The 23246-nt window shown below is 56.9% G+C and carries 20 protein-coding genes and 1 rRNA gene; 17 read left to right on the top strand and 4 right to left on the bottom strand.

Annotated elements, in window-relative coordinates:
* Positions 1-6 precede the first annotated feature (6 nt).
* The 10 genes from rrf to JJB07_RS21500 all read left to right on the top strand — a co-directional run bounded on the left by rrf (position 7) and on the right by JJB07_RS21500 (position 11540).
* Positions 7-123: ribosomal RNA gene (gene rrf / locus JJB07_RS21455) — 5S ribosomal RNA — on the top strand.
* Between the two features lie 129 nt (positions 124-252).
* On the top strand, positions 253-1155 hold the full coding sequence (locus JJB07_RS21460; RefSeq protein WP_201638166.1) for a YitT family protein: 903 nt from the start codon (positions 253-255) through the stop codon (positions 1153-1155).
* Between the two features lies 1 nt (position 1156).
* Positions 1157-3160, top strand: coding sequence for a transketolase (gene tkt, locus JJB07_RS21465; protein ID WP_201638167.1), 2004 nt, complete (start codon positions 1157-1159; stop codon positions 3158-3160).
* Between the two features lie 192 nt (positions 3161-3352).
* Complete coding sequence (locus JJB07_RS21470) at positions 3353-3835, top strand: cupredoxin domain-containing protein (protein WP_201638168.1); 483 nt, start codon at positions 3353-3355, stop codon at positions 3833-3835.
* A 141-nt stretch (positions 3836-3976) separates the two neighbouring features.
* Positions 3977-4732 carry a VanW family protein gene (locus tag JJB07_RS21475; RefSeq protein ID WP_201638169.1) on the top strand — a complete coding sequence of 252 codons (756 nt, stop codon included), beginning with the start codon at positions 3977-3979 and terminating at the stop codon, positions 4730-4732.
* Between the two features lie 90 nt (positions 4733-4822).
* On the top strand, positions 4823-7030 hold the full coding sequence (locus JJB07_RS21480; RefSeq protein WP_201638170.1) for a PAS domain S-box protein: 2208 nt from the start codon (positions 4823-4825) through the stop codon (positions 7028-7030).
* Between the two features lie 128 nt (positions 7031-7158).
* A complete protein-coding gene (argC, locus tag JJB07_RS21485; protein ID WP_201638171.1) occupies positions 7159-8199 on the top strand; it encodes an N-acetyl-gamma-glutamyl-phosphate reductase in 1041 nt (346 codons plus the stop codon).
* A 19-nt stretch (positions 8200-8218) separates the two neighbouring features.
* Positions 8219-9451 (top strand): bifunctional ornithine acetyltransferase/N-acetylglutamate synthase, encoded by a 1233-nt coding sequence (argJ, locus tag JJB07_RS21490; protein ID WP_201638172.1) that lies wholly within the window; start codon positions 8219-8221, stop codon positions 9449-9451.
* Between the two features lie 14 nt (positions 9452-9465).
* Positions 9466-10362 (top strand): acetylglutamate kinase, encoded by an 897-nt coding sequence (argB, locus tag JJB07_RS21495; protein WP_201638173.1) that lies wholly within the window; start codon positions 9466-9468, stop codon positions 10360-10362.
* Positions 10359-11540 (top strand): aspartate aminotransferase family protein, encoded by a 1182-nt coding sequence (locus JJB07_RS21500; protein ID WP_201638174.1) that lies wholly within the window; start codon positions 10359-10361, stop codon positions 11538-11540. The genes argB and JJB07_RS21500 overlap by 4 nt, the downstream gene beginning before the upstream one ends.
* Positions 11541-11723: 183 nt before the next feature.
* Here the strand turns inward: JJB07_RS21500 and JJB07_RS21505 are convergent, their stop codons facing one another.
* Genes JJB07_RS21505 through JJB07_RS21520 form a run of 4 tightly spaced genes read right to left on the bottom strand, consistent with a single transcriptional unit; the run spans position 11724 to position 16685 of the window.
* Complete coding sequence (locus JJB07_RS21505) at positions 11724-12980, bottom strand: tetratricopeptide repeat protein (RefSeq protein ID WP_201638175.1); 1257 nt, start codon at positions 12978-12980, stop codon at positions 11724-11726.
* On the bottom strand, positions 12977-14224 hold the full coding sequence (locus tag JJB07_RS21510) for a helix-turn-helix domain-containing protein (RefSeq protein WP_201638176.1): 1248 nt from the start codon (positions 14222-14224) through the stop codon (positions 12977-12979). The genes JJB07_RS21505 and JJB07_RS21510 overlap by 4 nt, the downstream gene beginning before the upstream one ends.
* Entirely contained in the window at positions 14221-15456 is a 1236-nt protein-coding gene (locus JJB07_RS21515; protein ID WP_201638177.1) for a helix-turn-helix domain-containing protein, read from the bottom strand. The genes JJB07_RS21510 and JJB07_RS21515 overlap by 4 nt, the downstream gene beginning before the upstream one ends.
* The gene (locus JJB07_RS21520) at positions 15453-16685 is read right to left on the bottom strand and encodes a helix-turn-helix domain-containing protein (RefSeq protein WP_201638178.1); all 1233 of its coding nucleotides are present in this window, start codon (positions 16683-16685) and stop codon (positions 15453-15455) included. The genes JJB07_RS21515 and JJB07_RS21520 overlap by 4 nt, the downstream gene beginning before the upstream one ends.
* 261 nt (positions 16686-16946) lie before the next feature.
* On the opposite strand from JJB07_RS21520, the gene JJB07_RS21525 reads away from it, so the two are divergent.
* The 7 genes from JJB07_RS21525 (at position 16947) to JJB07_RS21555 (ending at position 23226) form a co-directional block, all read left to right on the top strand.
* Positions 16947-17948: an oligopeptide/dipeptide ABC transporter ATP-binding protein gene (locus JJB07_RS21525; protein WP_201638179.1), complete on the top strand. Its 1002-nt coding sequence runs from the start codon at positions 16947-16949 to the stop codon at positions 17946-17948.
* Complete coding sequence (locus JJB07_RS21530) at positions 17945-18931, top strand: ABC transporter ATP-binding protein (RefSeq protein WP_201638180.1); 987 nt, start codon at positions 17945-17947, stop codon at positions 18929-18931. The genes JJB07_RS21525 and JJB07_RS21530 overlap by 4 nt, the downstream gene beginning before the upstream one ends.
* Positions 18928-19875, top strand: a complete 948-nt coding sequence (locus tag JJB07_RS21535) for an ABC transporter permease subunit (RefSeq protein ID WP_201638181.1) — start codon at positions 18928-18930, stop codon at positions 19873-19875. Before JJB07_RS21530 ends, JJB07_RS21535 begins: the two co-directional genes overlap by 4 nt.
* Before the next feature lie 12 nt (positions 19876-19887).
* Positions 19888-20796, top strand: a complete 909-nt coding sequence (locus tag JJB07_RS21540) for an ABC transporter permease (RefSeq protein ID WP_201638182.1) — start codon at positions 19888-19890, stop codon at positions 20794-20796.
* Positions 20797-20897: 101 nt separating this feature from the next.
* Positions 20898-21401: a LiaI-LiaF-like domain-containing protein gene (locus tag JJB07_RS21545; RefSeq protein ID WP_201638183.1), complete on the top strand. Its 504-nt coding sequence runs from the start codon at positions 20898-20900 to the stop codon at positions 21399-21401.
* 78 nt (positions 21402-21479) lie between these two features.
* Complete coding sequence (locus JJB07_RS21550; RefSeq protein ID WP_201638184.1) at positions 21480-22817, top strand: WXG100 family type VII secretion target; 1338 nt, start codon at positions 21480-21482, stop codon at positions 22815-22817.
* A gap of 19 nt (positions 22818-22836) precedes the next feature.
* On the top strand, positions 22837-23226 hold the full coding sequence (locus JJB07_RS21555; protein WP_201638185.1) for a hypothetical protein: 390 nt from the start codon (positions 22837-22839) through the stop codon (positions 23224-23226).
* Positions 23227-23246 lie beyond the last annotated feature (20 nt).

Consider the following 23246-nt stretch of genomic DNA (forward strand, 5'->3'; position numbering starts at 1 on the left):
TTCATGTCTCGTGATGATGGCGGAAAGGTCACACCTGTTCCCATCCCGAACACAGAAGTTAAGCTTTCCAGCGCCGATGGTACTTGGACCGCAGGGTCCCGGGAGAGTAGGACGTCGCGAGGCGAGTCAACGCAACGAGTGAAAGACCTGAGCCGATTCCGGCGCGGGTCTTTTTTTGTAACAGAGGGAGTGATATACTCGTTTCGTTACTCGCATACTAAGGACTACTTGTGGAAGAACAAAGGTGGAGACATGAAGAGACAACGTCGCAGCTACAAACCCCGCACCCTTCTGTTTCTGGACTTTCTCTACATTACGGTGGGTTCGCTTCTCATCGCGCTCGCCGTAACGTGGGTGTTTGTTCCGAACAAGACGGTGACGGGTGGAGTCACAGGTATCTCGATCCTCCTGTATTACATGTTCGGGTGGAAGGTATCCGTCACTTCGCTTTTGATCAACATCCCGCTGTTCTGGGCGGGGTACCGCTTTCTCGGCGGCCGTGAGTTTGCACTCAAGACTCTGTACGGCATCTTGGCGCTTACGATCTGGCTGCAAGTGCTCGAACCGCTCAAGGACCATCCGCTGACCACCGACACGTTGCTCGCCTCGATCTACGGAGGTCTCTTGCTCGGAGCCGGTCTTGGCATCGTGTTTCGCGGGCGAGCCACCACGGGCGGTACAGACCTCGCCGCACGATTGGTGCAGAAATACACCGGCATCACAGCCGGAACTCTCCTGCTTGTCATCGACGGCAGCATCGTCACCGCAGCCGGCGTGATTTTTGGCATAGAGCGCGTGTTGTATGCGCTGATTTCCCTGTTTATCACGAGCAAGACGATTGACCTCGTGCAACAAGGCGTTGCTGTCGGCAAGGTTTCCTACATCATCACCGATCACGAAGAAGCGGTGCGCCAAGCGATTCTCTTCAACCTCGTCCGCGGATGCACAAAGCTGCCGTCCACCGGCGGCTTCACCGGCGAACAACGGCCGATGCTCATGACCGTCGTCTCCCGCTCCGAAGTCTCGCGGTTGAAAGAACTGGTCCGCCAGATCGACCCCCGTGCGTTCGTGATCGTCTCCGATGTACAGGAAGTCCTCGGCGAAGGTTTCACCTACGCTCAAGACCAGACAGCCCATGACGAAAGGAGTTCCTGACATGTCCGCAAATTTTGACCAACTCGCCATCACGGCAATCCGCACGCTCTCGATCGACATGATCGACAAAGCAAACTCCGGCCACCCCGGCCTCCCGATGGGTGCCGCACCGATGGCGTATGAGCTGTGGGCTCACCAAATGAAGCACAACCCGTCCAACCCGAAATGGTTCGACCGCGACCGCTTCGTCCTCTCCGCAGGCCACGGCTCCGCACTTCTATACTCGCTCTTGCACCTGACAGGCTACGATCTCCCGCTGAACGAACTCAAGCAGTTCCGCCAATGGGGCTCCAAGACCCCGGGTCACCCTGAATACGGCCACACCCCTGGCGTCGAAGCAACAACCGGCCCGCTGGGTCAAGGCATCGGGATGGCTGTCGGCATGGCGATGGCAGAAGCACACCTGGCCGCTACATACAACCGCGAGGGACATGAAGTTATCTCGCACTACACCTACGCTCTCTGCGGCGACGGCGACCTCATGGAAGGCGTTGCAGCAGAAGCCGCGTCGATGGCCGGCCACATGGGCCTCGGCAAACTGGTCGTGCTCTACGATTCCAACGACATCTCGCTCGACGGCCAACTGAACATGTCGTTCACCGAGAGCGTCCAGAAGCGTTTCGAATCCTACGGTTGGCAGTACCTCCGCGTGGAGGACGGCACCGACATCAACGCGATCGGCGCAGCGATCGAACAAGCACAGGGCGACACGCAACACCCGACCCTGATCGAGATCCGCACCGTCATCGGCTACGGCTCCCCGAACCGCGCAGGCACCAACAAAGTCCACGGGTCCCCGCTCGGCGCAGAAGAGTCCAAGCTGACCAAGCAAGGCTACAACTGGGAGCACGAAGCGTTCGACATCCCGCAAGCGATCCGCGATCACTTCGCCCACATCAAGGAAAAAGGCCAGCAACTCGAATCCGAGTGGAACGCCAAGTTCTCCGCGTATGAAAAAGCGCACCCGGAACTCGCGCAACAGCTCAAACTCGCAATCGACGGCGAACTCCCGCCCGGTTGGGACAAAGACCTGCCGACCTACACCCCGGAAGGCCCGGCAATGGCTACCCGCGAAACGTCCGGCGCTGCCCTGAACGGTCTGGCAAAAAATCTCCCGACTCTCTTCGGCGGCTCGGCAGACCTCGCAGGCTCCAACAACACCACCCTCAAAGGGCTCCCGGTGTTCGACGTCAAGGACTACTCCGGCCGCAACGTCTGGTTTGGCGTTCGTGAGCACGCGATGGGCGCTGCCCTGAACGGTTTGGCTCTGCACGGCGGCGTCAATCCGTACGGCGGCACGTTCTTCGTGTTCTCCGACTACCTGCGCCCGTCGATCCGACTGGCGGCGCTGATGGGCCTGCCGGTTCTCTACGTGCTGACCCACGACTCCATCGCCGTTGGCGAAGACGGCCCGACCCACGAACCGGTCGAGCATCTCGCAGCCCTGCGCGTCATCCCGAACCTGACCGTCCTGCGTCCGGCAGACGGCAACGAAACCAACGAAGCCTACCGCTGGGCGCTTTCGCAAAAAAGCTCCCCGGTCGCGATGGTTCTCACCCGCCAGAAACTGCCGCAACTCCCGGACACCGGAGAAAAAGCGCGTGACGGCATCGCCAAGGGCGCATACGTCCTCGCAGACGCTGCAAACGGCGCAACTCCGCAAGTCATCCTGATCGCAACCGGTTCAGAAGTCTCCCTCGCCATGGCTGCGAAAAAAGCGCTCGACGAGCAAGGCATCGCCGCGCGCGTCGTCTCCATGCCGGCACAAAACTTGTTCGAACAGCAATCCCAAGCGTACAAAGACTCCGTCCTCCCGCCGTCCGTCAAAGCGCGCGTCGCCATCGAAATGGGCGTCTCCTTCGGCTGGCACAAGTACGCAGGTGACGGCGGTTCCGTCATCGGCATCGACACATTCGGCGCTTCGGCACCGGGCGACCTCGTCATGAAAGAGTACGGCTTCACCGTCGAGAACGTCCTTGAGCACGTGAAAAAAGTCCTCGGCTAAGTCTGCCTACGACTCCCGGTTTACAAAAAAACGCCTTCCCTCGGGAGGGCGTTTTTCTCGTTCCCACCACGCTTTCCAGACCTTGTGCCTTCTTTCACAAATCGTTCAATCTTACATGTAACTACATAGCCCCAAAGAGCTAGTCGCGGGTGTATGATAGGGGTGTAAGAACGAAGGAGGCTGATATCAGTCATGAAAAAATTTACTCTTCTTGCAGCGACATCGGTTGTTGCTTTTGGTATGATTCTCGCAGGTTGTGGTTCCTCTTCTGATTCTTCGTCCACAGCTTCTACTTCCGGCTCGACGTCTTCCAGCACGAGCAGCACCACCACCAAGGACTCTTCGACCACCGCTACCACCACGACTCCGGCTACCACCACCGAATCCACCGGTGACGAGCAAGTCATCCATGTCACGGCGAAAAACTTCGCTTGGACGCTCGACAAAACCGAAGTCAAAGTCGGCAAGCCGGTCAAATTGATCGTCACCGCATCCGAAGGCATGCACGCTCTCTCCATCGACGGCACCGACGTGAAAGACGTTCACGCGATGTCCGGCAAGGAAGAAACCGCAACCTTCACCCCGACCAAAGCGGGCGACCTCGACCTGAAATGCACCCAAATGTGCGGTGTAGGCCACGGTACCATGGTCACCAAGCTGAAAGTCACCGAATAATCACCAACGCCAATCTTCTCGACATCCAAAGACCATGCGTCCCCCACGGACGACATGGTCTTTTTTTTCTTGTAACTTGGACAAACTGTCTCACGTCCTTTCTCATATACATGGGAAGAGGGATGGAGGGTGTTGTTCAACATGAAAAAGACACAGAAAATCTGGTGGAGTGTGCTCCTCTCCACCGCGGTGATGACCGGCGCGGTGTGGGTCGCACTCACCCAATGGCAAGACAGACACCAAACGGTGGAGGCCGCTATAACCAAACCGGCCACGCCGGAAAAAAGCAAGCTGGGCCCTGCGGGCACCTTGCCCACCTACATGATAGGGCTGGGAGAAGACACGCTGACCACGCAAAAAAACGCAGAACTCCGCGCCGCCAAAGCCCGACACGAAGCCTACCTGAACAGCCTCGCCACAGCGCCGGGCAAACCAATCGGCAGTTTCACCACTTCACTGGCGGGACACAACGCATCGGGTCGGGTGCAGAACATCGAGCTCGCCAGCCAAAAATTCAACGGAAAAATTCTCATGCCGGGCGAGGAACTGTCCTTCAACAACACAACGGGCGATTCCAACGACCCTGCGAGCGGCTGGAAGCTCGCCACCGTCATCGTCGGCAAAAAATTCGAGGAAGGCTACGGCGGAGGCATCTGCCAAGTCTCCACCACGCTCTACAACGCCGTCCTGCGCGGCGGACTCAAAATTACAGAACGCTACACGCACTCCCTGCCCGTCGGCTACGTGGAACCGGGCCAAGACGCAACGGTGTCGTACCCTGAACTCGACTTCAAATTCGTCAACTCCACACCCACTCCGGTGCGCTTGCAAACGACCGTCCAAGGCGACAACGTCACCGCCGTGCTCTACGCATTGCCGGCAGAATCGGTTGAATAAAAGCGGGGCAAGACCCGAAACAGGAATCCCTTTGCGCACCGTTGAATAAGAAGCGACGGGAACGTCTTGTTTGTGTAAAGGGGATTGTACATGAATGACATACACGAAACGCAGCGGTTGCTCCAAGAACTGGACTTTTATAAATCCTTATTCGAGAACCATCCGGACGCCGTGTTGGCGTGGGGAGCGGAAGGTCGCTACACGCTGGTAAACGAAGCGGCTAAGCAGATGTTCGGATACACGGCGCAAGAGTTTCGGGAGGATGTCAATTTCCGCGATCTCGTCGCCGAGCCGGACCGCACGAAGGCGATTTCCCATTTGGAAAAAGCGCTTCGAGGCGAACCGCAGAGCTACGAGATCACCATCGTGCGCCGGGACGGCAAGCAATGCTTTGTCCGTGTCACCAAAGTGCCAATGAAGCAAGTCGACGGCTGTGTGCCGGGCGTGTTCAACATCGTCCGCGATATCACCGAACGCAAGCATGCCGAAGAAAAACTTCGTCAAAGCGAAGCCCGGCTCGCCCGCGCCCAGAGAGTGGCGAACTTCGGCTCTTGGGAATGGGACATTCAAACCGACGAACTGGCCTGCTCCGAGGAACTACACCACATCATGGGCGTTGAACTCGGCTCCATCGATACGTACGAAAAATTCAGAAGTTGCGTCCACGAGGAGGACCGTGAAGGCGTTGACCGCACCTCCCGCTCCGCATTGGAAGGGCACCTGCTCGACAACCAATTTCGCGTTCGGCGTCCCGATGGCGAACTCAGGACGTTGCATGCCCAAGGCGAAGTGCTGTTTGACGAAAACGGATCGCCGCTGAAAATGATCGGCATCGACCGTGACATCACCGACCAAATTGAGCAAGAGCGGCGGCTGCGAGAGCGGGATGAACTGCTGCGACTGATCTCGGAAAACGCCCAAGACATCATCTCGTACTCGTCGCCCGAAGGCAGGGTCCGATTTATCTCGCCCTCCGTTCGCCGACTGCTCGGCTACGAGCCGGAGGAAGTGATCGGCCAACTTTCGTCCGATCTGTACCACCCGGAAGATCTGGAGCGCTTGATGAACACCTCGTTTGCGTTCACCGACGACGGGGACATCTTTACCTGCCGTGTGCGGCACAAAGATGGCCGCTGGATCTGGTTTGAAACGACGGTGAAATTGATCCGTGACAAAAACGGCAATGTCGACATGATCCTCGGCATCGGGCGGGACATCACCGCCCGCAAGCAAGTGGAAGACCATTTGCGCGCCACCCGCGACCAGATGGACTCCTACATCGAGAACAACGCAGACGCAATCGCCCTGCTCGACCTCGATTGGAAAATGTTGCGCATCAACCGCGCCTACGAACGGATGTTCGGGGTCCTCGCCGAAGACGTCATCGGGCACACGCCCCAAACCATCCTCGTCGTACCCGATGACTGCCGCGAAGAATACCGTCGCTTTCAAAAGCAAGTCGAGAACGGCGAAACTGTGCTTGGACACGAAACCTGCCGTCTGCGCCGCGACGGGACGAAGTTGAACGTCATGCTGTCCATCTCGCCGGTTCGCGACGGAGACGGCCGCGTCGTCGGCAGCTCCGTCACCATACGCGACATCACGGAACGCAAACGGACCGAAGAACTTTTACTGAAATCAGAGAAACTCGGCATCGCCGGACAACTCGCCGCCGGAGTGGCTCATGAAATCCGCAACCCGCTGACGGCTCTCAAAGGCTTCGTCCAACTCATGCAAATCGGCTTCCGGGAAGACAAGTACCTCGACGTCATGTCCTCCGAACTCCAACGGATCGAGAACATCGTCTCCGAACTGCTCGTCCTCGCCAAACCGCAAGTGATTCGACACCGCCAAGTCGCGCTGGGAGACATCTTCAAGCACATCTCCACACTGATCGAAACGCAAGCGATCCTCAACAACGTGCAAGTGATTTCCAAGTTCGACCCGGATTCGCCGGACCTCCCGATGCTGACCTGTGACGAGAACCAACTCAAGCAAGTATTTCTGAACTTTCTGCAAAACGCCATCGACGCCATGCCAAACGGCGGACGTGTCACTCTCGGCGTGAAACGCCTGAATGCGCAGGAAGTCAGCATCACCATCGCCGACGAAGGTGTCGGCATCGCGCCCGACCTGATGCAGAAGCTCGGCGAACCGTTCTACACCACCAAGGAAAAAGGCACCGGCCTCGGCCTGATGGTTTCCAAACGAATCATCGAACAACACCAAGGCCGCTTGCACATCGCAAGCGTCGTCGACCAAGGCACCACCGTCGAAGTCACCCTGCCGTGCCGCTGAACGATTCGCGCAGGAAAAAAGACCCGTCCACCCACGGGTCTTTTTTTTATACAAAATCATTGCAACTTTATACATACACTCGTATAATGATTCATAGCATGAAGACAGAGACAGAGGTGAGAGAAGAGATGCAAATCGCCATCTTGGGAGCAACGGGCTATACAGGATTGGAAGTGGTGCGTTTGTTGCAAAAGCACCCGGAGGCGGAGGTGACGTACGTGTCCTCCGACTCGCAAGCGGGAGCCGACTTATCGGATGTGTACCCGCATCTGCGCGGGGTACTGGCGCACACCCTCCAGCCGGCCGACCCGGCGGAGATCGCCAAAGTGGCAGACTTCGCCCTGGTCGCCCTGCCGTCCGGAATTTCGACGGGCTTGGTGCCCGGCCTCTTGGAAGCGGGCGTCCGTGTGATCGACCTTGCGGGAGATCACCGATTGCCAAGTGAAGACTATGCCACTTGGTACAAAAAAACGCCGCCCTCGTCCGCCGTTCTCGACAGCGCGGTTTACGGTCTGCCGGAGCTCTATGCGTCCCGCATCGCCGACGCGAAGTTGATCGCCAACCCCGGTTGCTACCCGACCGCGACACTGCTCTCGCTGTTGCCGCTGGTGAAAAACGGACTGATCGACCCGCAAAGCCTGATCATCGACGCCAAATCGGGCGTCTCCGGTGCAGGCAAAGCACTCTCGGCGGGTACGCACTTCGTCGAGGTCAACGAGAATTTCAAAGCATACAAAGTCGGAGAGCACCAGCACATCCCCGAAATCGAGCGTGTGCTGACCGACGTGAATCCAAACGGGGAGCGTGTGACGATCTCGTTCACCACCCACCTCGTGCCGATGATTCGCGGCATCCTCACGACGAGCTATGCGTCGCTTACCGGATCGTACAGCACCGAAGACCTGCTGGCGGTCTACCGCGAATTCTACCGCGACGCTCCGTTTGTGCGACTGCATGCGGCAGGTTCTTGGCCGCAGACGCGCGACGTGTCGGCGAGCAACTATTGTGACATCGGACTGCGAGTCGATCCGCGCACGAAGCGTGTGACGGTGATCGGCTGCATTGACAATTTAGTAAAAGGCGCGGCAGGCCAAGCGATTCAGAATCTCAACCTGCTCGCCGGACTACCGGAAACCACGGGGCTTGCAACCGCACCCGTCTACTTATAAAAAAGGAGAGAGAGCCAGAATGAAAACCACCATCGAAAAAACCACCTGCACCGTGCTCTCCGCAGGCGGCGTCACCACACCGAAGGGCTTCAAAGCGACCGGACTTCACGCCGGGATCAAGAAAAAAAGAAAAGACCTCGGTCTCCTCGTCTCCGAAGTTCCGGCCGCAGCGGCGGGCGTTTTCACCACGAACCTCGTCCGTGCTGCTTGCGTCACGCAAAATGAACTCCAACTGCAAACCACGCCGTACTTGCAAGCGATCGTCGTCAACTCCGGCAACGCCAACGCTTGCACCGGCGCCCAAGGCGACGCAGACGCCAAAACCATGCGTGCCGCAACCGCCAAAGCGCTTCACTTGGCGGACGATGCGGTCGCCATCGCTTCGACGGGCGTCATCGGCGTGCAGATGCCGATGGAACCGCTCTTGAACGGAATCAACCAAGCGGCGTCGGAGCTCGCGGTGGCGGGCGGAGACTTTTTTGCCGAAGCGATTTTGACGACCGATACGGGCAAAAAAGAAGTGGCCGTGCAACTGACCCTCGACGGTCAACTCGTCACCCTCGGCGGCGTGGCGAAAGGCTCGGGGATGATCCATCCGAACATGGCGACGATGCTCGCGTTCGTCACCACCGACGCAGCCGTTGAACCGGCGGCGCTCAAGCGCTTGCTCTCGAAAACCACCGATCAAACCTACAACTGCATCACCGTCGACGGCGACACCTCGACCAACGACATGGTGCTGGTGATGGCAAACGGCATGGCGGGAAATGTTATGCTCAACGAAGACCACCCGCAATGGAACGAATTCGTCGACGCCTTCCACATCGTCTCCGAAAAACTCGCCAAGGACATCGCTCGTGACGGCGAGGGTGCCACGAAGCTGATCGAAGTCGCCGTCAACAGCGCTCCGTCTCAGGAGATCGCAACGGTGATCGCGAAGTCTGTCATCGGTTCTTCCCTTGTCAAAACGGCCGTCTACGGCGCAGACGCCAACTGGGGCCGCATCCTCTGCGCGGCGGGCTACTCCGGCGCGAAGTTCGACCCGAACCTGCTCGACATCTTCATCGGCTCGATTCAAGTCGCCGCGGGCGGCATGGGCCTCGTGTTCGACGAAGAAGCGGCCAAGGAAATTCTGCTCGGCGACAACGTCGTGCTCACGATCGACCTCAACCAAGGCGATGCCTCCGCCAAAGCATACGGTTGCGACCTCACGTACGACTACGTGCGCATCAACGCTTCGTATCGGACCTGAGTCGGGGGAGGGAGATGGAAACTTTGAACACAATCGCGGAGATTTCTCCTTCTGAAAAAGCGCAGGTGCTCATCGAAGCCCTGCCCTACATTCAAAAATTCGCCGGCAAGATCGTCGTCATCAAATACGGCGGTTCCACGATCCAATCGGACGCCGACCGCCAAGAGATCGACCCGGTCATCCTCGACATCATCTGGCTGAAACAAGTCGGTCTCCAACCGGTCGTCGTCCACGGCGGCGGCAAAGCGATCACGAAACTGCTGAACGCTCTCGGACACCAAGCGCAATTCGTGGACGGCTTGCGTGTCACCGACGGTCCGACGATGGAAGTCGTCGAGATGGTGCTCGGCGGTCAAGTCAACAAACAACTCGTCGCCGCATTCGGCGCGGCGGGCTGTCCGTCTGTCGGTCTGACCGGCGTGGACGGCAACTTGCTGCACGTTCAGAAAAAACAACACGACGGCGGCGACCTCGGCTTGGTCGGCGAAGTCACGCATGTCCAACCGGATGTGCTCCATTCGATTCTCGCCGGGGGCTTCATCCCGGTCATCGCCCCGATTGGCGTCGACGAACACGGCACGCGCTACAACGTCAACGCAGACTCGGCGGCAGGAGCCATCGCAGGCGCACTTTCCGCTGAGAAATTGATTCTCCTGACCGACGTGCCCGGCATCATGAAAAACGGCTCTGTCCTCTCCGAGGTCTCCGCCGGCGATATTGCCAACCTGATCGGCGAGGGTGTCATCCACGGCGGGATGGTCCCGAAAGTGGAAGCCTGCCTCGAAGCTCTGCGTTGCGGAGCTCGGCATGTACACATCTTGAACGGCAACGAGCGTCATGCGCTGTTGCTCGAAGTCTTTACCAAGAACGGCATCGGGACACTGGTGCGGGGAGGAGAACAGACAGCATGACCCAACATCTGATGAGCAACTACGGTCGGTACCCCATCGCGTTCGAACGAGGTGCAGGCACTCGGCTGTACGACGAAGCGGGCAACGAATACATCGACTTCACCTCCGGCATCGCCGTCACCAACCTCGGCCATTGCCACCCGAACGTAACGCGCGCGATCCAAGAGCAAGCGGCGACGCTCGTGCATACGTCCAACCTGTTCCAAATTCGCAAGCAAGAGGAAGTCGCGGCGAAGCTCGCCAAACTTTCGGGGCTCGACCAAGCGTTTTTCTGCAACTCGGGAGCGGAAGCGAACGAAGCGGCGATTAAGCTGGCTCGCAAGCACAGCAAGGAAAAGTACGGCGAGCACAAGTACGAGATCCTCACGCTTGAAGACGCGTTCCACGGACGCACGCTGGCTACCGTCTCGGCCACTCCGCGCTTGAAGTTCCAAGAGGGGTTCGCGCCGCTGGTGCCGGGCTTCCGCTATGTTTCGAAAGACCTCGCCGAGATTGAAGCGTCGATTGGCGCGCACACTTGCGCGATCCTGCTCGAAGCGGTCCAAGGCGAAGGCGGCGTCTTGCCGCTGAGCCCCGAATTCTTGCAAGGCATTCGCGCTCTCTGCGACCAACACGGCCTGCTCTTGATCTTGGACGAAGTGCAGACGGGCATCGGTCGCACCGGTACGATGTTTGCCTACCAACAAGCGGGCATCCAACCGGACATCCTCACGCTTGCCAAAGCGCTTGGCAACGGGATTCCCGTCGGCGCGACGCTTGCCAAAGCGGACGTCGCTTCGGCGTTCCAACCGGGCACGCACGGCAGCACATTTGGCGGAACTCCGCTGGTGATGGCGGCCGTGCTGGCTACGCTTGATACCATCGAGAGCGAAAACCTGCTCGACCACGCCACCGAAATGGGCGTGGAACTGGGCCTGCGCCTGCAAGGCTTGATCGAGCAATACGACTGCCTGCTCGAACTGCGCGGTCTCGGTCTCCTGCGCGGCGTCACGCTCGACCGACCCGTCGCCCCGCTGGTCGCCAAGTGCCAAGAACTCGGCCTCCTCGTCCTCAACGCCGGGGAAAAAACGCTCCGCCTGCTCCCGCCGCTCAACGTCTCTTCGCAAGACATCCACCTCGCGATGAAGATCTTGGAGCACGCGGTGCAGGAAATCACGGAAACAATCACAAACGCCTAAACGTAAAAAAAAGGTCACCCGTTCGCGGGTGACCTTTCATTTTTTGTCTGCAATAGTGGGATACGTCTAAAAATATTGTCACTACACCGTTGTTATTGCAACTACCTATTGGTACTATTTCTATGACAAACTTCGTAGAGTGTTTGGAAAAACGCTCTCCCACTTTTCGCCCGTGACCCGACATCACGGGCGCTTTTTTTGTTCATAGGACTCGCGGAGTTTGAGGACGGATTCTTGGCTGATGCGCAGGGCTTCTTGAAGCTCGGAATGAAAGGTGCGTAATACCGCATACAAGTCGACCGCTTCAAACGCATACTGACTCGCAGTGTCGAAGTCACCTAAAGCGAAATGATAGAGGGCTTTCGCAAGCAGGAAGTACGCGCGGTGTTCATCCGGCTTGAGTTCGCTCAGATGGTTCTCCGCCTGATCCAACATCGCTTTGGCTTCGGGAAACTGGTGACGATCGAGGTGAAGCTTGGCAATCCGGGACTTCGTGGTCGCGACGTCTCCGGGTCGCATCATAGTTCGTAATTCCTGTAACTCCTCTTTCAAAACCTCAATGGCGTCTTCATGTAGTTCCGGACTAAAAAAGCGGGAGTAGCTTCGGCAACGCACGGCATACCATTTCAAGTTCGCTTCTTCTACATGGGGTGCCGCCTGTTGGAACATGAGCACCGCTTTCGAAAATTCTCCGAGATTCTTATAGCACATGCCTAGTGCAAAGTAACAGCCGCCCACACCCTTGGCAATTCGCTGCTCTTGGAAATAGGGGAGGGCCTTTTCTAAGTATTGGATAGCTTCTTGGTCTTGGCCAAGCCATCGTAGGCAGTCTCCTAAATTAAACTGAATCGTGGCAACCCGGTAGTGGTCTTGGGCTGAGGGAAAACTTTTCAAAACTTCGAGGGCTCGCTTGTAGTGGTGCGAGGCTGTGATGAATTCTAAAGACTGATACCACAAAGCACCGAGTCGATTGTGTATGGACACGAAAAACTCTGGGTTCGTGTGAGCGAGCCCTTCCCACTTAAAAGCAAGCGCATAAAGCGTCTCAATGCACTGCATCCGGGTTTGCTCCCACTCACCTAACATAATGGCTTCATAACAAATCAAATGATCTCGCTGAACGTCATGCATGTGAGGATATTCGGTGAGCAAGCGGTGGATGAGAGGGAGGGCGGCGGCATATTGATGATCTCTCACGTAAAAGGGTATGATTTCAAGCCACGTATCCAGTTTGGGATCGGGAAGTGTCTCGACCAGTTCAGAAAACTTGACGCCCAGTTCGGCGGCGATTTTGTACAGAACGGAAGGCGTCGGGATGAAACGCCCATTTTCCACACCGGAGATCGTCGCGGGCGACACGTCCGCTTTTTCAGCGAGTTCCTTTTGGTTCCAGCCTTTTGCTTCGCGCTGGTGCTTGATCTTGTTGCCAAGCGCTGTCATGAAGTGCGTTCGCTCCCTTCTCGTAGGCGAAGCACCGCTTGCTTGCCGATGCGCAGCGATTCTTGCAGGTCTGTATGGAAGAAACGCAGCGACGCGTACAGATCGGCCGCTTCAAACGCGTAGTGGCTGGCGGCGTCATCGTTTCCTACGGCGAGCTGATAGAGGGCGTACGTCTGCAAGAAATAGCCGCGCTGCCCGCTGCGGGGATGTTTGGCTGACAGCGCGTCCGCTTTTTCCAACGCGGTTTGGGCTTGGGGGAGTTCGCCTCGTTCGAGGTGTAGAGACGCGATACGGGTCAACGTCACCGACTCGTCAATCGGATGCACGACGCCCGTCAACGTCTGCAACTCCTCCTCCAGGTACGGTAGCGCCTGGGCTCGAAGTTCGGGCGAGCAAAAGTAGAGCAGGCTTCGGGATTGCATCGCGAACTCTTGGGAATTCGCCGCTTCAAACCACGGAACGGCCTCCCGAAACGCTTCGGACGCCGCTTGCATCTCGTGGAGGTTTTGGTAACAAGCCCCCAGCGAAAAGTAGATTCCGCCCACGCTCATATAATTGCGGCTTTCGAGGGTCAGCGGGAGCGCTTTTTCTAAATAAACGATCGCTTCCCGATCCTGTCCCAGCCAACGCAGACAGTTCCCGATGTTGTAGTGGATGGTGCCGACGATGCGGTCTTGCGTCTGCGGGAAACTGTTCAGCATCTCAATGGCCCGTTTGTAATGATGCAGAGCGGTGATGAGATCCAACTGCCGGTACCAAGCGGCACCCAGTGCATTTTGGACGCGCATGGCGAAGATTTGATCGGTGTGCGCGGCCCCTTCGAGTTTGGTGGACAGCGAATAGAGCGCTTCAATGCCTTGCATCCGGGTCTGTTCCCAGTAGGTGAGCGCGAAAGCTTCCAGATACAGCAACTGGTGAAGCTGATACTCTTGCATCGGCGGGTTCTCACATTGAATCTGATGGGCGAGGTTCAGCGCCTGACCGAAGTGTCGTTCGGAGACGTAGAGATAGCCGATCTCAAGCAACGTATCGAGTTTCGGTTCCGGATACAAGGTCGAGAGTTCGTAAAACTCCAAGCCCAGTTCCCGCGCGATGCGATGCAAGACGGCGGGCGTCGGCGTGAACCGCCCGTTCTCGGCGCCGGAGATCGTGGCGGGCGACACGTCCGCTTTTTCGGCGAGCTCTTTTTGGTTCCAGCCTTTTCGTTCGCGGTGGAGTTTGATTTTGAGTCCAAGCTCTGTCATGAGAGGCCTCCATCCGCTTTGCGCAGGCGGAGGACGGCTTCCTTACCGATGCGAAGCGATTCTTGCAAATCGGCGTGGAGGAGGCGCAACGACGCGTACAGATCCGCAGCTTCAAATGCATAGTGGCTGGCTGTCTCATAGTCTTCTCTAGCAAAAAAATACTTCGCGTAGTTCATCAAGAAATACGCCTGTTCTGCGGTCTGAGGGGAGTCGTTCAACATCGCGGCCACTTTTTCAAATGCAGCTTCGGCCTCTGCGAATTCCTGACGGTCAACGTGGATTTTGGCGATACGGGTGGTGATAAACGCAATGTCTTTGGGCGGTATCTCGTCCTGCAACTCCCGAGCTTCTTCTTCTAATACAGAGATGGCTTCCTCTACAAGCTCGGGATTGTAAAAGTAGATGTTGCTGCGGCAACGCATCGTGAACCACTTTGCCTTCGCCGCTTCAAAGTAGGGAATGGCATCAAGGTAGGCAATCGTCGCGTTTGGGATATCCCCTAGATGCACGTAACAGTGCGCCAGATTGAAGTAACAAGCGCCGATCGACATGATGTTGCGGCTTTGGATCATCAGTGGAATCGCTTGTTCGATATAGGGGATCGCTTCCCGGTATCGACCCAACCAACGCAAGCAATCCCCGATGTTGATGAGGGGCGGCGCTTGGAAATGCGCTTCGGGCGTCGGGAAGTTGTTCATGATTTCAATCGCACTCCTAAAATGATGCACCGCGGTCACATAATCGGAATGCCAATGCCAGGCAACACCGAGCGCGTTCTGCACACGCATGGACAGCAGAGGGGACCCTTTCATTTTGTGAGAGAGAGAATACAGGGTCTCAATCGCCTCCATACGTGAAGCAGACCAGATGGTCAACGCGGAAGCTTCAATACAGGTGAGCTCGTCGAGTTGATATTCTTGCAACGGGTACTCTTCCGTGCGAATGCGGTGTACGAGTTCCAACGCATGGTAGGTATCTCGGTTGTACAAATAAAGCGCCGCAACCTCCAACAGCGTGTTCAGTTTAGGGGCGGGGATTTGGGAGGCTAGTTTGTGGAACGGCACGTTCAATTCGACGGCGACTCGATGCAACACGGTGGGCGTCGGAACGAACCGCCCGTTTTCGGTCCCGGAGATCGTCGCGGGCGACACGTCTGCTTTTTCGGCGAGCTCCTTTTGGTTCCAGCCTTTCAGTTCGCGGTGAAGTTTGATGAGGAGTCCAAGCTCTGTCATGAGAGGCCTCCATCCCCTTTGCGCAGGCGGAGGACGGCTTCCTTGCCGATGCGAAGCGATTCTTTGAGGTTGGTGTGGTAGTAGGGCAGGGTCACGTAGATGTCGGACGCGGCGAATGCACAGTCACAGGCGGACTCGTACTCTCCCGCTTCCAATAAGTACATCGCTTTGATCAAAAGCGTGTAGGCACGCTCTCCCGAAGCGGGTGCATCGGCGGACAACACCTCCGCTTTTTCCAACGCTTGTTTTGCGTTCGGCAAGTCTTGCAGATCGAGATGGATCTTGGCGATGCGGGTATGGAGCAACGCTTGTTCCAGCGGGTGACGCAGAGCGTCCAATTCTCGTTGCAAAAAAGGCAGGACTTCCTCAGGGAGTCGTCCTTCCTTATGAAACGCTTCAAACCCCTGCGCGCGCACGGCCCCGCGCACATGACCGGCGAGATTGTAAGACGCCACCGCTTTTTGATACGCGGCCGCCGCTTGCACGGGGTCTCCTCCTTGCAGGTAGGAGTCGGCAAGCTGTGCGAACATTTCCGCCATCGATTCCGGCGTGGCACACGAGTTGTACAGGTCCACCGATTCCCGTATGGAGTCCATCGCTTCGTCATCATGACGCAGAACTTGGGAACAGACCGCCAGACGGAAGTGCAAATGGGCAAGCAACAGCGAATCCGGAGTCGTGAGGCGGTTCAACACTTCAAGTCCGCGCTTGTAATGATGCACGGCGGTCACGAAGTCTCCGTTAAGCGCCCATCCGTCGCCCAGCGTACTTTGCACGCGGGCGACGAAGACATGGTTGAGTTGCGGGGCGCGTTCCAATTTGTACACCAGCGCGTAGAGCTTTTCGATGGCGGGCAAGCGGTCGGGTTGGCTCAGCAGCGCGGTGGCTTGCAAGAGCATCCATTCGTCCTGTTGCTCATCAAGCAGCGCTTCCCGCTCTTGGATGCGAGTCAGCTCATCCAACGCTTGCGTGTCGTGGTGGCGGTGCAGATGCAGCCGGACGAGGTTGAACTTCGCTTCCAGCGTCAGTTCGGTCGCACGCTCCGACAACTCCTGCAGAGGCAGTCCCATCGCATGGGCGATTCGTTGAATGAGTTCGGGAGACGGAGTGAAGCGGTCGTTTTCGAGAGCGGAGATCGTCGACGGGGACACGTCGGCTTTTTCCGCGAGTTCCTTTTGGTTCCAGCCTTTGGCTTCGCGGTAGGTTTTGATTTTGGGTCCGAGGTTCATAGAGTAGAATCCTACTTTCTGAAAATGAAGTCCACTTCAGTGTACCATGTGTGTAACCAAACGAGGAGCACGGTGTCTAATCCTGTGAAGCACCCCCCCATGAGAGACGTATGTCTTCCCCTGAACCCCAGAATGGGTGCTTCTCCTCCGCACATGTCACCGTGGGAGGATCATTTTTTAACGCATGAAGTCAGAATATTAGGAACCATTACAGAAAAAAGTCACCGAAAAATAGAGAGTGCGAGAAAGTGGGGGTTTGATGTGAGTGAGCTGCTGGAAGTGCGCGACTTGACGGTGGCGTTCCAAAGCAAGGACAAAAAAGGAACGCCCGTTCCGGCGCTGGATCGGGTGTCGATCTCGATTCGTCGCGGTGAAACGCTCGGTCTCGTCGGAGAATCGGGCTGCGGCAAGACGTTGTCGTCGCTTGCGGTAATGGGTCTGCTGCCCGAATCGGCTCGCGTGCAAGAGGGGCGGTTGCTGTTTGACGGCGACGACCTGTTGACGCTCAAAGACGCGGAACGAAACAAGGTGCGCGGCGTGCGCATCGGGATGATTTTTCAAGACCCGATGACGTCGCTGTCTCCGTACTATACGGTGGGCAACCAGTTGATGGAGGGCCTGCGCTACCATCTGGGCATGTCCAAGAAACAAGCGAAGGAACGCGCCATCGATTTATTGAAAAAAGTCGGCATCCCAGGACCTGAGAACGTCTTTCACGAATACCCGGCGCAGTTGTCGGGCGGGATGCGTCAACGCGTGATGATCGCCATCGCGATTTCGTGCGAGCCGGACCTGTTGATCGCAGACGAGCCGACGACGGCGCTCGATGTGACGACGCAAGCGCAGATTCTCGATCTGCTGGCGGAGTTGCAAGCGGAGAACGGCATGTCGCTGATCTTGATCTCGCACGACCTCGGGGTCATCGCCCAGATGTGCCAGAAAGTGGTCGTGATGTATGCGGGGCAAGTGATTGAGCAGTCGCAAGCCAAGACGCTTTTTGCCGACCCGTCACATCCGTATACGAAAGCGTTGCTTGCCGCCACGCCGCGACTGTCGGTGAAACAGGAGCGTTTTACACAAATCCCGGGGTCGGTGCCTTCTCCAAGCGAATGGGGCGCAGGTTGCCGTTTCCGTGGGCGTTGTGAGCATGCGACGTCCGAATGCGGCGAGATGCCGAGTTTGACGCGCTTGGACGGCGGACGTCTCGTGCGTTGCTGGTACGCCGAACCGCAGAAGTCTGTGGTCAAGGAGGTGCGCGCATGAGCCAGCCGAACCAACCGATTCTACGCGTCGAGGATCTGAACATGCACTTCCCCGTCAAAAAAGGCCTCCGCACCCTCGGCACCGTTCGCGCCGTCGACGGATTGTCCTTCGACCTGCACCAAGGCGAAACGCTCGCACTGGTCGGGGAGTCGGGCTGTGGGAAATCAACCACCGGCCGCGCCGTGCTCCGTCTGATCGAAGCGACGGGGGGCTCGATTCAATTCCAAGGCGAAGAAGTGCGCAACATGTCCCGCTCTCGGCTGTTTCAACTGCGCCGTGAGATGCAGATCGTGTTCCAAGACGCGTACTCGTTTCTCAACCCGCGCCTGACGATTGGCGAGTCGATTCTCGAAGCGATGGAAGTCCACGGTCTGCATACCAAGGAGCAACGTGCCGACAAACTCTCCGAACTTCTGCAAATCGTCGGTCTCAACGATTCCTACGCAGGTCGTTACCCGCATGAACTCTCCGGCGGGCAACGTCAGCGCATCGGGATCGCCCGCGCCCTGTCTCTGCATCCGAAAGTGATCGTCGCCGACGAGCCGGTGTCGGCGCTCGACGTCTCGGTCCAATCGCAAGTGCTGAACCTCTTCCAAGACCTCAAGGAAAAATTCGGCCTGTCCTACCTGTTCATCTCGCACGACCTCTCCGTCGTTCGTCATGTGGCAGACCGAGTCGCCGTGATGTACCTTGGGAAAATCGTCGAGACGGGCACGTCCGACGAGCTTTTTGCGAGCCCGTTGCATCCGTATACGAAAGCGTTGCTTTCGGCGGTGCCTCAACCGGAGGTCGCGGTGGCTTCGGAGCGGGTGATCTTGCAAGGCGAAGTGCCAAGCCCGATGAACCCGCCGTCCGGGTGCGCGTTCCATACTCGTTGCCCGATTGCAACGCAGCTGTGCAAGCAAAAAACGCCCGCGTTGGAACCCGCCGCGGACGGTCATCTCGTCGCCTGCCATTATGCAGAGGCGGAGGTGCAGGCATGAGTGTCCTCCGCAGCATTTCGAGCGTGGTTCTGCGCAATTTGGTAGGGTTTGTGGCGGTTTCGCTGATCATCATCCTCATCACGTTTTTGCCGCTTGCCATCAAAGTGACGCCGCACGCCATCCAGCAAGATTTCATGACGACGAACTGGACGCTGTATTTCAAATCGGTGTGGTCGTTTTTCGTCAACATCGCACACGGGGACTTCGGCGAACTGCGGGTCAAGATGACGTGGATTCGCGGCTACATGACGCCGGAGCTCAACGCACAGATTCTCTCCTACGTCGCCGACATGGCGGCTCGTTCTGCCAAAATTCTCATGACGGCGGTGCTGCTCGGTTCGGCGAGCGGGATCTTGCTCGGGGCGGTGCAGTTTTTCCTGCCGAAGTGGGCGAAGAACGTCATCGGCGGAGTAAACCAAGCGGTATTTGCACTGCCGGACTTGCTGTTGATCTTGCTCTTGCAACTGCTGGTTTTGAAACTCAACATCCTCTGGGGCTCGTACATCATCGGGGTTGCCGACTTTGGAGCGAACAAAATCTTCGCCCTGCCGATGCTTTCCTTGCTGGTGCCGGTCTCGGCGATGGTCTACCGCTACATGGTCAATGCCTGTCGAGAAGCGCTGTCCCAAGAATGCGTGCGCACGGCGAGAGCAAAAGGGCTGCCGGAATACCGGGTCTTCATCAAATATGTCATGCGTCCGGCGCTCGATTCGATTCTCGCAGTGTTGCCCAAAGTCGTGGCGTTTGCGGCGTCGGGCCTCGTCATCGTGGAACGCTTGTTGAACATCAAAGGGGTGACGTGGTGGTTCCAAGCGCGGGCCGACATTCCGGCGCTGACGAAATTGCTGGCGACGATCTTGATGTGTCTCGCCGCGTTCGTGTTGATCGTCAACCTGATCTCGTCGCTTCTGCGCCTGTGGGTCAACCCGGCGCTGCGCAAATAGGGGGTGCAAGCCATGAACAAATCGTTGTGGTTCGGGCTGATGGGTTCCATATTGCTCTTGCTCACCATCGTGTTCGGGCCCACGGTCGCGCCGTTCACGATGGATGAAGTTCATCCTTTCAAAAAAATCCCGCAAGCGGACGGTTCGATTAAGATAGAAGCCGCCCCGCAAGCGGCCGACACTCTCAACAAACTCGGCACCGACCAAAACGGGCGGGACATCCTCTCGAAACTGCTGCGCGGGGCGCGGGTTACGATCACGTTCGCCGTGGGCGTGGCCTTGGTTCGGACGTTGATCGGTCTGCCCTTGGCGTACTTGGGGGCGTCGTTCCCGCGGACGGTCGGGTGGTTGAATGAGAAGCTGAGTATGGCGTTTACGACGGTGCCTTCGGTGTTGATCGTATTCTTGGTTGTCATCGTGTTCATTTTCACGGACGCGATCAAGCCGATTCAGATTCTGTTCCTGATGAGCGTGCTGATTGCGCTGGTCGGACTGTTCCCGACGGCGTATGTGATTCAGGGCAAGATGGAAGCGCTGATGAAGAGCCCGTTTATGGAAGGGCAGAAAGCGATCGGCACGGGGCGTTGGCGCGTGTTGCGCAAACATCTCTTGCCGCACTTGTCCACGTTCCTCATGGTGCTGCTGGTCAGCGAAATTGCGCAGACGCTCTGGTTGGCGGGGCAACTCGGCGTGTTGTCGGTGTTCCTCGGCGGCTCGATGCTTGAGCAGGGTTCGCCGGTTGCGATGCGCTATCCGGAGGAATGGGCGGGGTCGATCGGGTATTCGATTAACGCGTTCCGCTCGTACCCGATGGTGGTGCTCTGGCCGGTGTTTGCGTTGTCGTTTGCGATCTTGTCGTTCAATTTGCTGGCGGACGGGATTCGCAAACATCATGAGCGCAAGTGGGGAATCAGCCTCTAGGACGTGCAGACTCCGTCTCGGGACGGAAGGAAAAACACACCGGCGGGACGTACAATATAGATAAGAGAAATTTAGATTGTGACTAGGTGAGGGTGAAAAAAATGGAGCGTCGATTTGCTGGTGTCTTGTTGTTGGTTGTCGGGGCCTTGCTTGCGTTGGGGACGTTGGGGTTTATTACGATCTCGATGTACTTCCTCTGGCCGCTGTTTCTGCTCGTGCCGGGCATCTTGTTCCACGTCCGCTTCTTCATGTCTCCGCAGGAGCACAATGCGGGCATTCTCGTACCGGGCGGGGTGTTGACGGTACTCGGCTGTCTGTTCCTGTTCTGCAACATCTTCGGCTGGGGGTCGCTCCACGGATTGTGGCCGGTCTTCATGCTGGCACCGGCGGTGGGGTTGTTCGAACAATACATGTTCGGAGGTCGCAATGCCGGGCTGTTGGTGCCGGTTTCGATCTTGACCGTAATCGCGGTGATCTTCCTCGGACTCAACGCCATGAACGGCATGTTCGGCGGAGTTCTCGGGATCTTGCTGGTCCTCGCAGGCGTCTGGGTGCTGTTCGGACGAAGCGGGACGCGCAAGGGCAAGGACAGTTTTTTTAAATAGGATAGGGAGAGACGCTCAGCGGGGTGGTGGCTGGGCGTTTTTTGCGTGAAGAATTTGGAGTGTGGGGTGAGGAATTCGATGTTGCAAGGAGACCCGTATGCCTTGCGGTATACAGCTTCGCGGTTTGGGGCGGGAGCGGGGGAATTGCGGAGGCAGGCTTCGCGGTTGGTCGGGCATCAAACGCAATTGGTCGGGTACGAGTGGAGCGGGACGGCGGCGGTTTCTTTTGCCGGGAAAAATGAGCAGCATGTCGGGTATTTGCGCCAACAAGCGGACGTGCTGGAACGGGCGGCGAGCGTGCTCACAGATTTGGCGGGGAAGATCGAGCGCGTGCAGGAACTTCGACGTCAAGCGGAGCAGATTCAGATGGTGAGTTGGGAGTACAACGATGACACGCCGGACAGCATTCACCATAAACAAAACCTCGCGCATCAAGCCGCTCGGTTGAGACAGCAGGCGGACATGGAAGCAAGCGAAGCCGATTCGCTGGCGGCGGGGAGATTTCACGAGATTATGAGCGGAGTTCCCGATGTGGTTGTGTTGCCGGATGCAGTGTGGTCGTACTACAAGCGGCATCCGGAGTTGGTGGAGCAAGCGGAGGATGACGAGTACGGGCAAGACCGCAATCAACTGTTGGCTGCATTCCGGCAGTATTACACGTCCAAACAACCGGACTATTTGCCTGATGAAGTTCGAGCAGAGGCGGCGGAGCAGTATCTCAAGTACCTGTACGACCTGAGCAACGAGCAACTCTACGACCGTCTGCAAGACCTCTTGGGTGAGGACGAAGAAGCGGCGTACTACCAAAGTCTGATCCAAGACCCCGACTTCGACGCCGACAAACAACTGGACGACGACGAAGGCTACCAAAACTACATCAAAAAACAACTCGCCCAAAACGAATCCCCCGGCTCCGTCTACATGGCCGGCACGGCATTTGCCGTAGGGATTATGAAAGCGATGGGGCCGAAGTACAGCGCGGATACCGGGGCGACTTTTCATGGGAGTAGTTTTGAAGGAACGACAGGTGGAACAGCGCAGGTCCCGTCAAGTTTTGCTACTTCTACGAAACAAATAGACCATTATGAAAAGCATGGCCGTGAATTCGATAAGACCGATCGTACAGGCCAGAAGGTTAAGACCTACAAGAACGCCGAAGAGTATTTGCTAGGGGCAAGGGAGGTTATCAAAAACGGTATTAAAGTACAATACCAGTATAAATTGAAAGATGGGACCCTTGAAACACGAACAGGTTACGTGAAGTTTATGAGTACTTCGAGAAAAGGAATCGCTAAATTTGAGTTCGTTGGTACAAATAACCAGGGAGAGATTACTACTTATCATGTCGAGAGTGGTAAGGATTTCTGGAAACTGTTAAATGGAAAAAACGAGAATGTGATAAATCCGATTCCGTAAAGTGAGAGGAGAAGTTCTTATGATACATAGCGTGACGGTCAAAAGTTTTAATCCACAAGTGGAGGAGGAAGTGACGGTGTCTATTTCTGGCGTTGAGGTAACCTCCTATATGCCGTACGGAATTTCCTTTGAACCAGTAGAGGATAAATTGTACCCTGTCTCCATACGTTTCATCGTTCTCGATGATCTCGATATGCAAGAAGCACAGGGGACAAACATTGGATTCCATCGGATTGAGAATAGTTTCGCCTATCACGTAGTAGGCATGTTCGACTATTCTAAAAAAACAATTGACATTGGCGTTGAATTTGAGCTCGATGAAGAAGTAATCGATGATCTTGCGTGGTTCGACGGTAAGACCGTTCAGATCCTAGTCGATCGAATTCACATTGAATTCTTAGATAGTTGATTGAGGAGGGTTAATTGATG

This window comes from Tumebacillus amylolyticus (assembly GCF_016722965.1).
Classification (GTDB): Bacteria; Bacillota; Bacilli; order Tumebacillales; family Tumebacillaceae; genus Tumebacillus; species Tumebacillus amylolyticus.

Bases quoted from the DNA above. Each gene is read 5' to 3' on its own strand.
- JJB07_RS21505 (WP_201638175.1), bottom strand. From the start codon at position 12,980: ATGACAGCGCTTGGCAACAAGATCAAGCACCAGCGCGAAGCAAAAGGC.
- argJ (WP_201638172.1), top strand. From the start codon at position 8,219: ATGAAAACCACCATCGAAAAAACCACCTGCACCGTGCTCTCCGCAGGC.
- JJB07_RS21475 (WP_201638169.1), top strand. From the start codon at position 3,977: ATGAAAAAGACACAGAAAATCTGGTGGAGTGTGCTCCTCTCCACCGCG.
- JJB07_RS21530 (WP_201638180.1), top strand. From the start codon at position 17,945: ATGAGCCAGCCGAACCAACCGATTCTACGCGTCGAGGATCTGAACATG.
- JJB07_RS21460 (WP_201638166.1), top strand. From the start codon at position 253: ATGAAGAGACAACGTCGCAGCTACAAACCCCGCACCCTTCTGTTTCTG.
- JJB07_RS21545 (WP_201638183.1), top strand. From the start codon at position 20,898: ATGGAGCGTCGATTTGCTGGTGTCTTGTTGTTGGTTGTCGGGGCCTTG.
- JJB07_RS21480 (WP_201638170.1), top strand. From the start codon at position 4,823: ATGAATGACATACACGAAACGCAGCGGTTGCTCCAAGAACTGGACTTT.
- tkt (WP_201638167.1), top strand. From the start codon at position 1,157: ATGTCCGCAAATTTTGACCAACTCGCCATCACGGCAATCCGCACGCTC.
- argC (WP_201638171.1), top strand. From the start codon at position 7,159: ATGCAAATCGCCATCTTGGGAGCAACGGGCTATACAGGATTGGAAGTG.
- JJB07_RS21500 (WP_201638174.1), top strand. From the start codon at position 10,359: ATGACCCAACATCTGATGAGCAACTACGGTCGGTACCCCATCGCGTTC.
- JJB07_RS21555 (WP_201638185.1), top strand. From the start codon at position 22,837: ATGATACATAGCGTGACGGTCAAAAGTTTTAATCCACAAGTGGAGGAG.
- argB (WP_201638173.1), top strand. From the start codon at position 9,466: ATGGAAACTTTGAACACAATCGCGGAGATTTCTCCTTCTGAAAAAGCG.
- JJB07_RS21535 (WP_201638181.1), top strand. From the start codon at position 18,928: ATGAGTGTCCTCCGCAGCATTTCGAGCGTGGTTCTGCGCAATTTGGTA.
- JJB07_RS21510 (WP_201638176.1), bottom strand. From the start codon at position 14,224: ATGACAGAGCTTGGACTCAAAATCAAACTCCACCGCGAACGAAAAGGC.
- JJB07_RS21515 (WP_201638177.1), bottom strand. From the start codon at position 15,456: ATGACAGAGCTTGGACTCCTCATCAAACTTCACCGCGAACTGAAAGGC.
- JJB07_RS21470 (WP_201638168.1), top strand. From the start codon at position 3,353: ATGAAAAAATTTACTCTTCTTGCAGCGACATCGGTTGTTGCTTTTGGT.
- JJB07_RS21540 (WP_201638182.1), top strand. From the start codon at position 19,888: ATGAACAAATCGTTGTGGTTCGGGCTGATGGGTTCCATATTGCTCTTG.
- JJB07_RS21550 (WP_201638184.1), top strand. From the start codon at position 21,480: ATGTTGCAAGGAGACCCGTATGCCTTGCGGTATACAGCTTCGCGGTTT.
- JJB07_RS21520 (WP_201638178.1), bottom strand. From the start codon at position 16,685: ATGAACCTCGGACCCAAAATCAAAACCTACCGCGAAGCCAAAGGCTGG.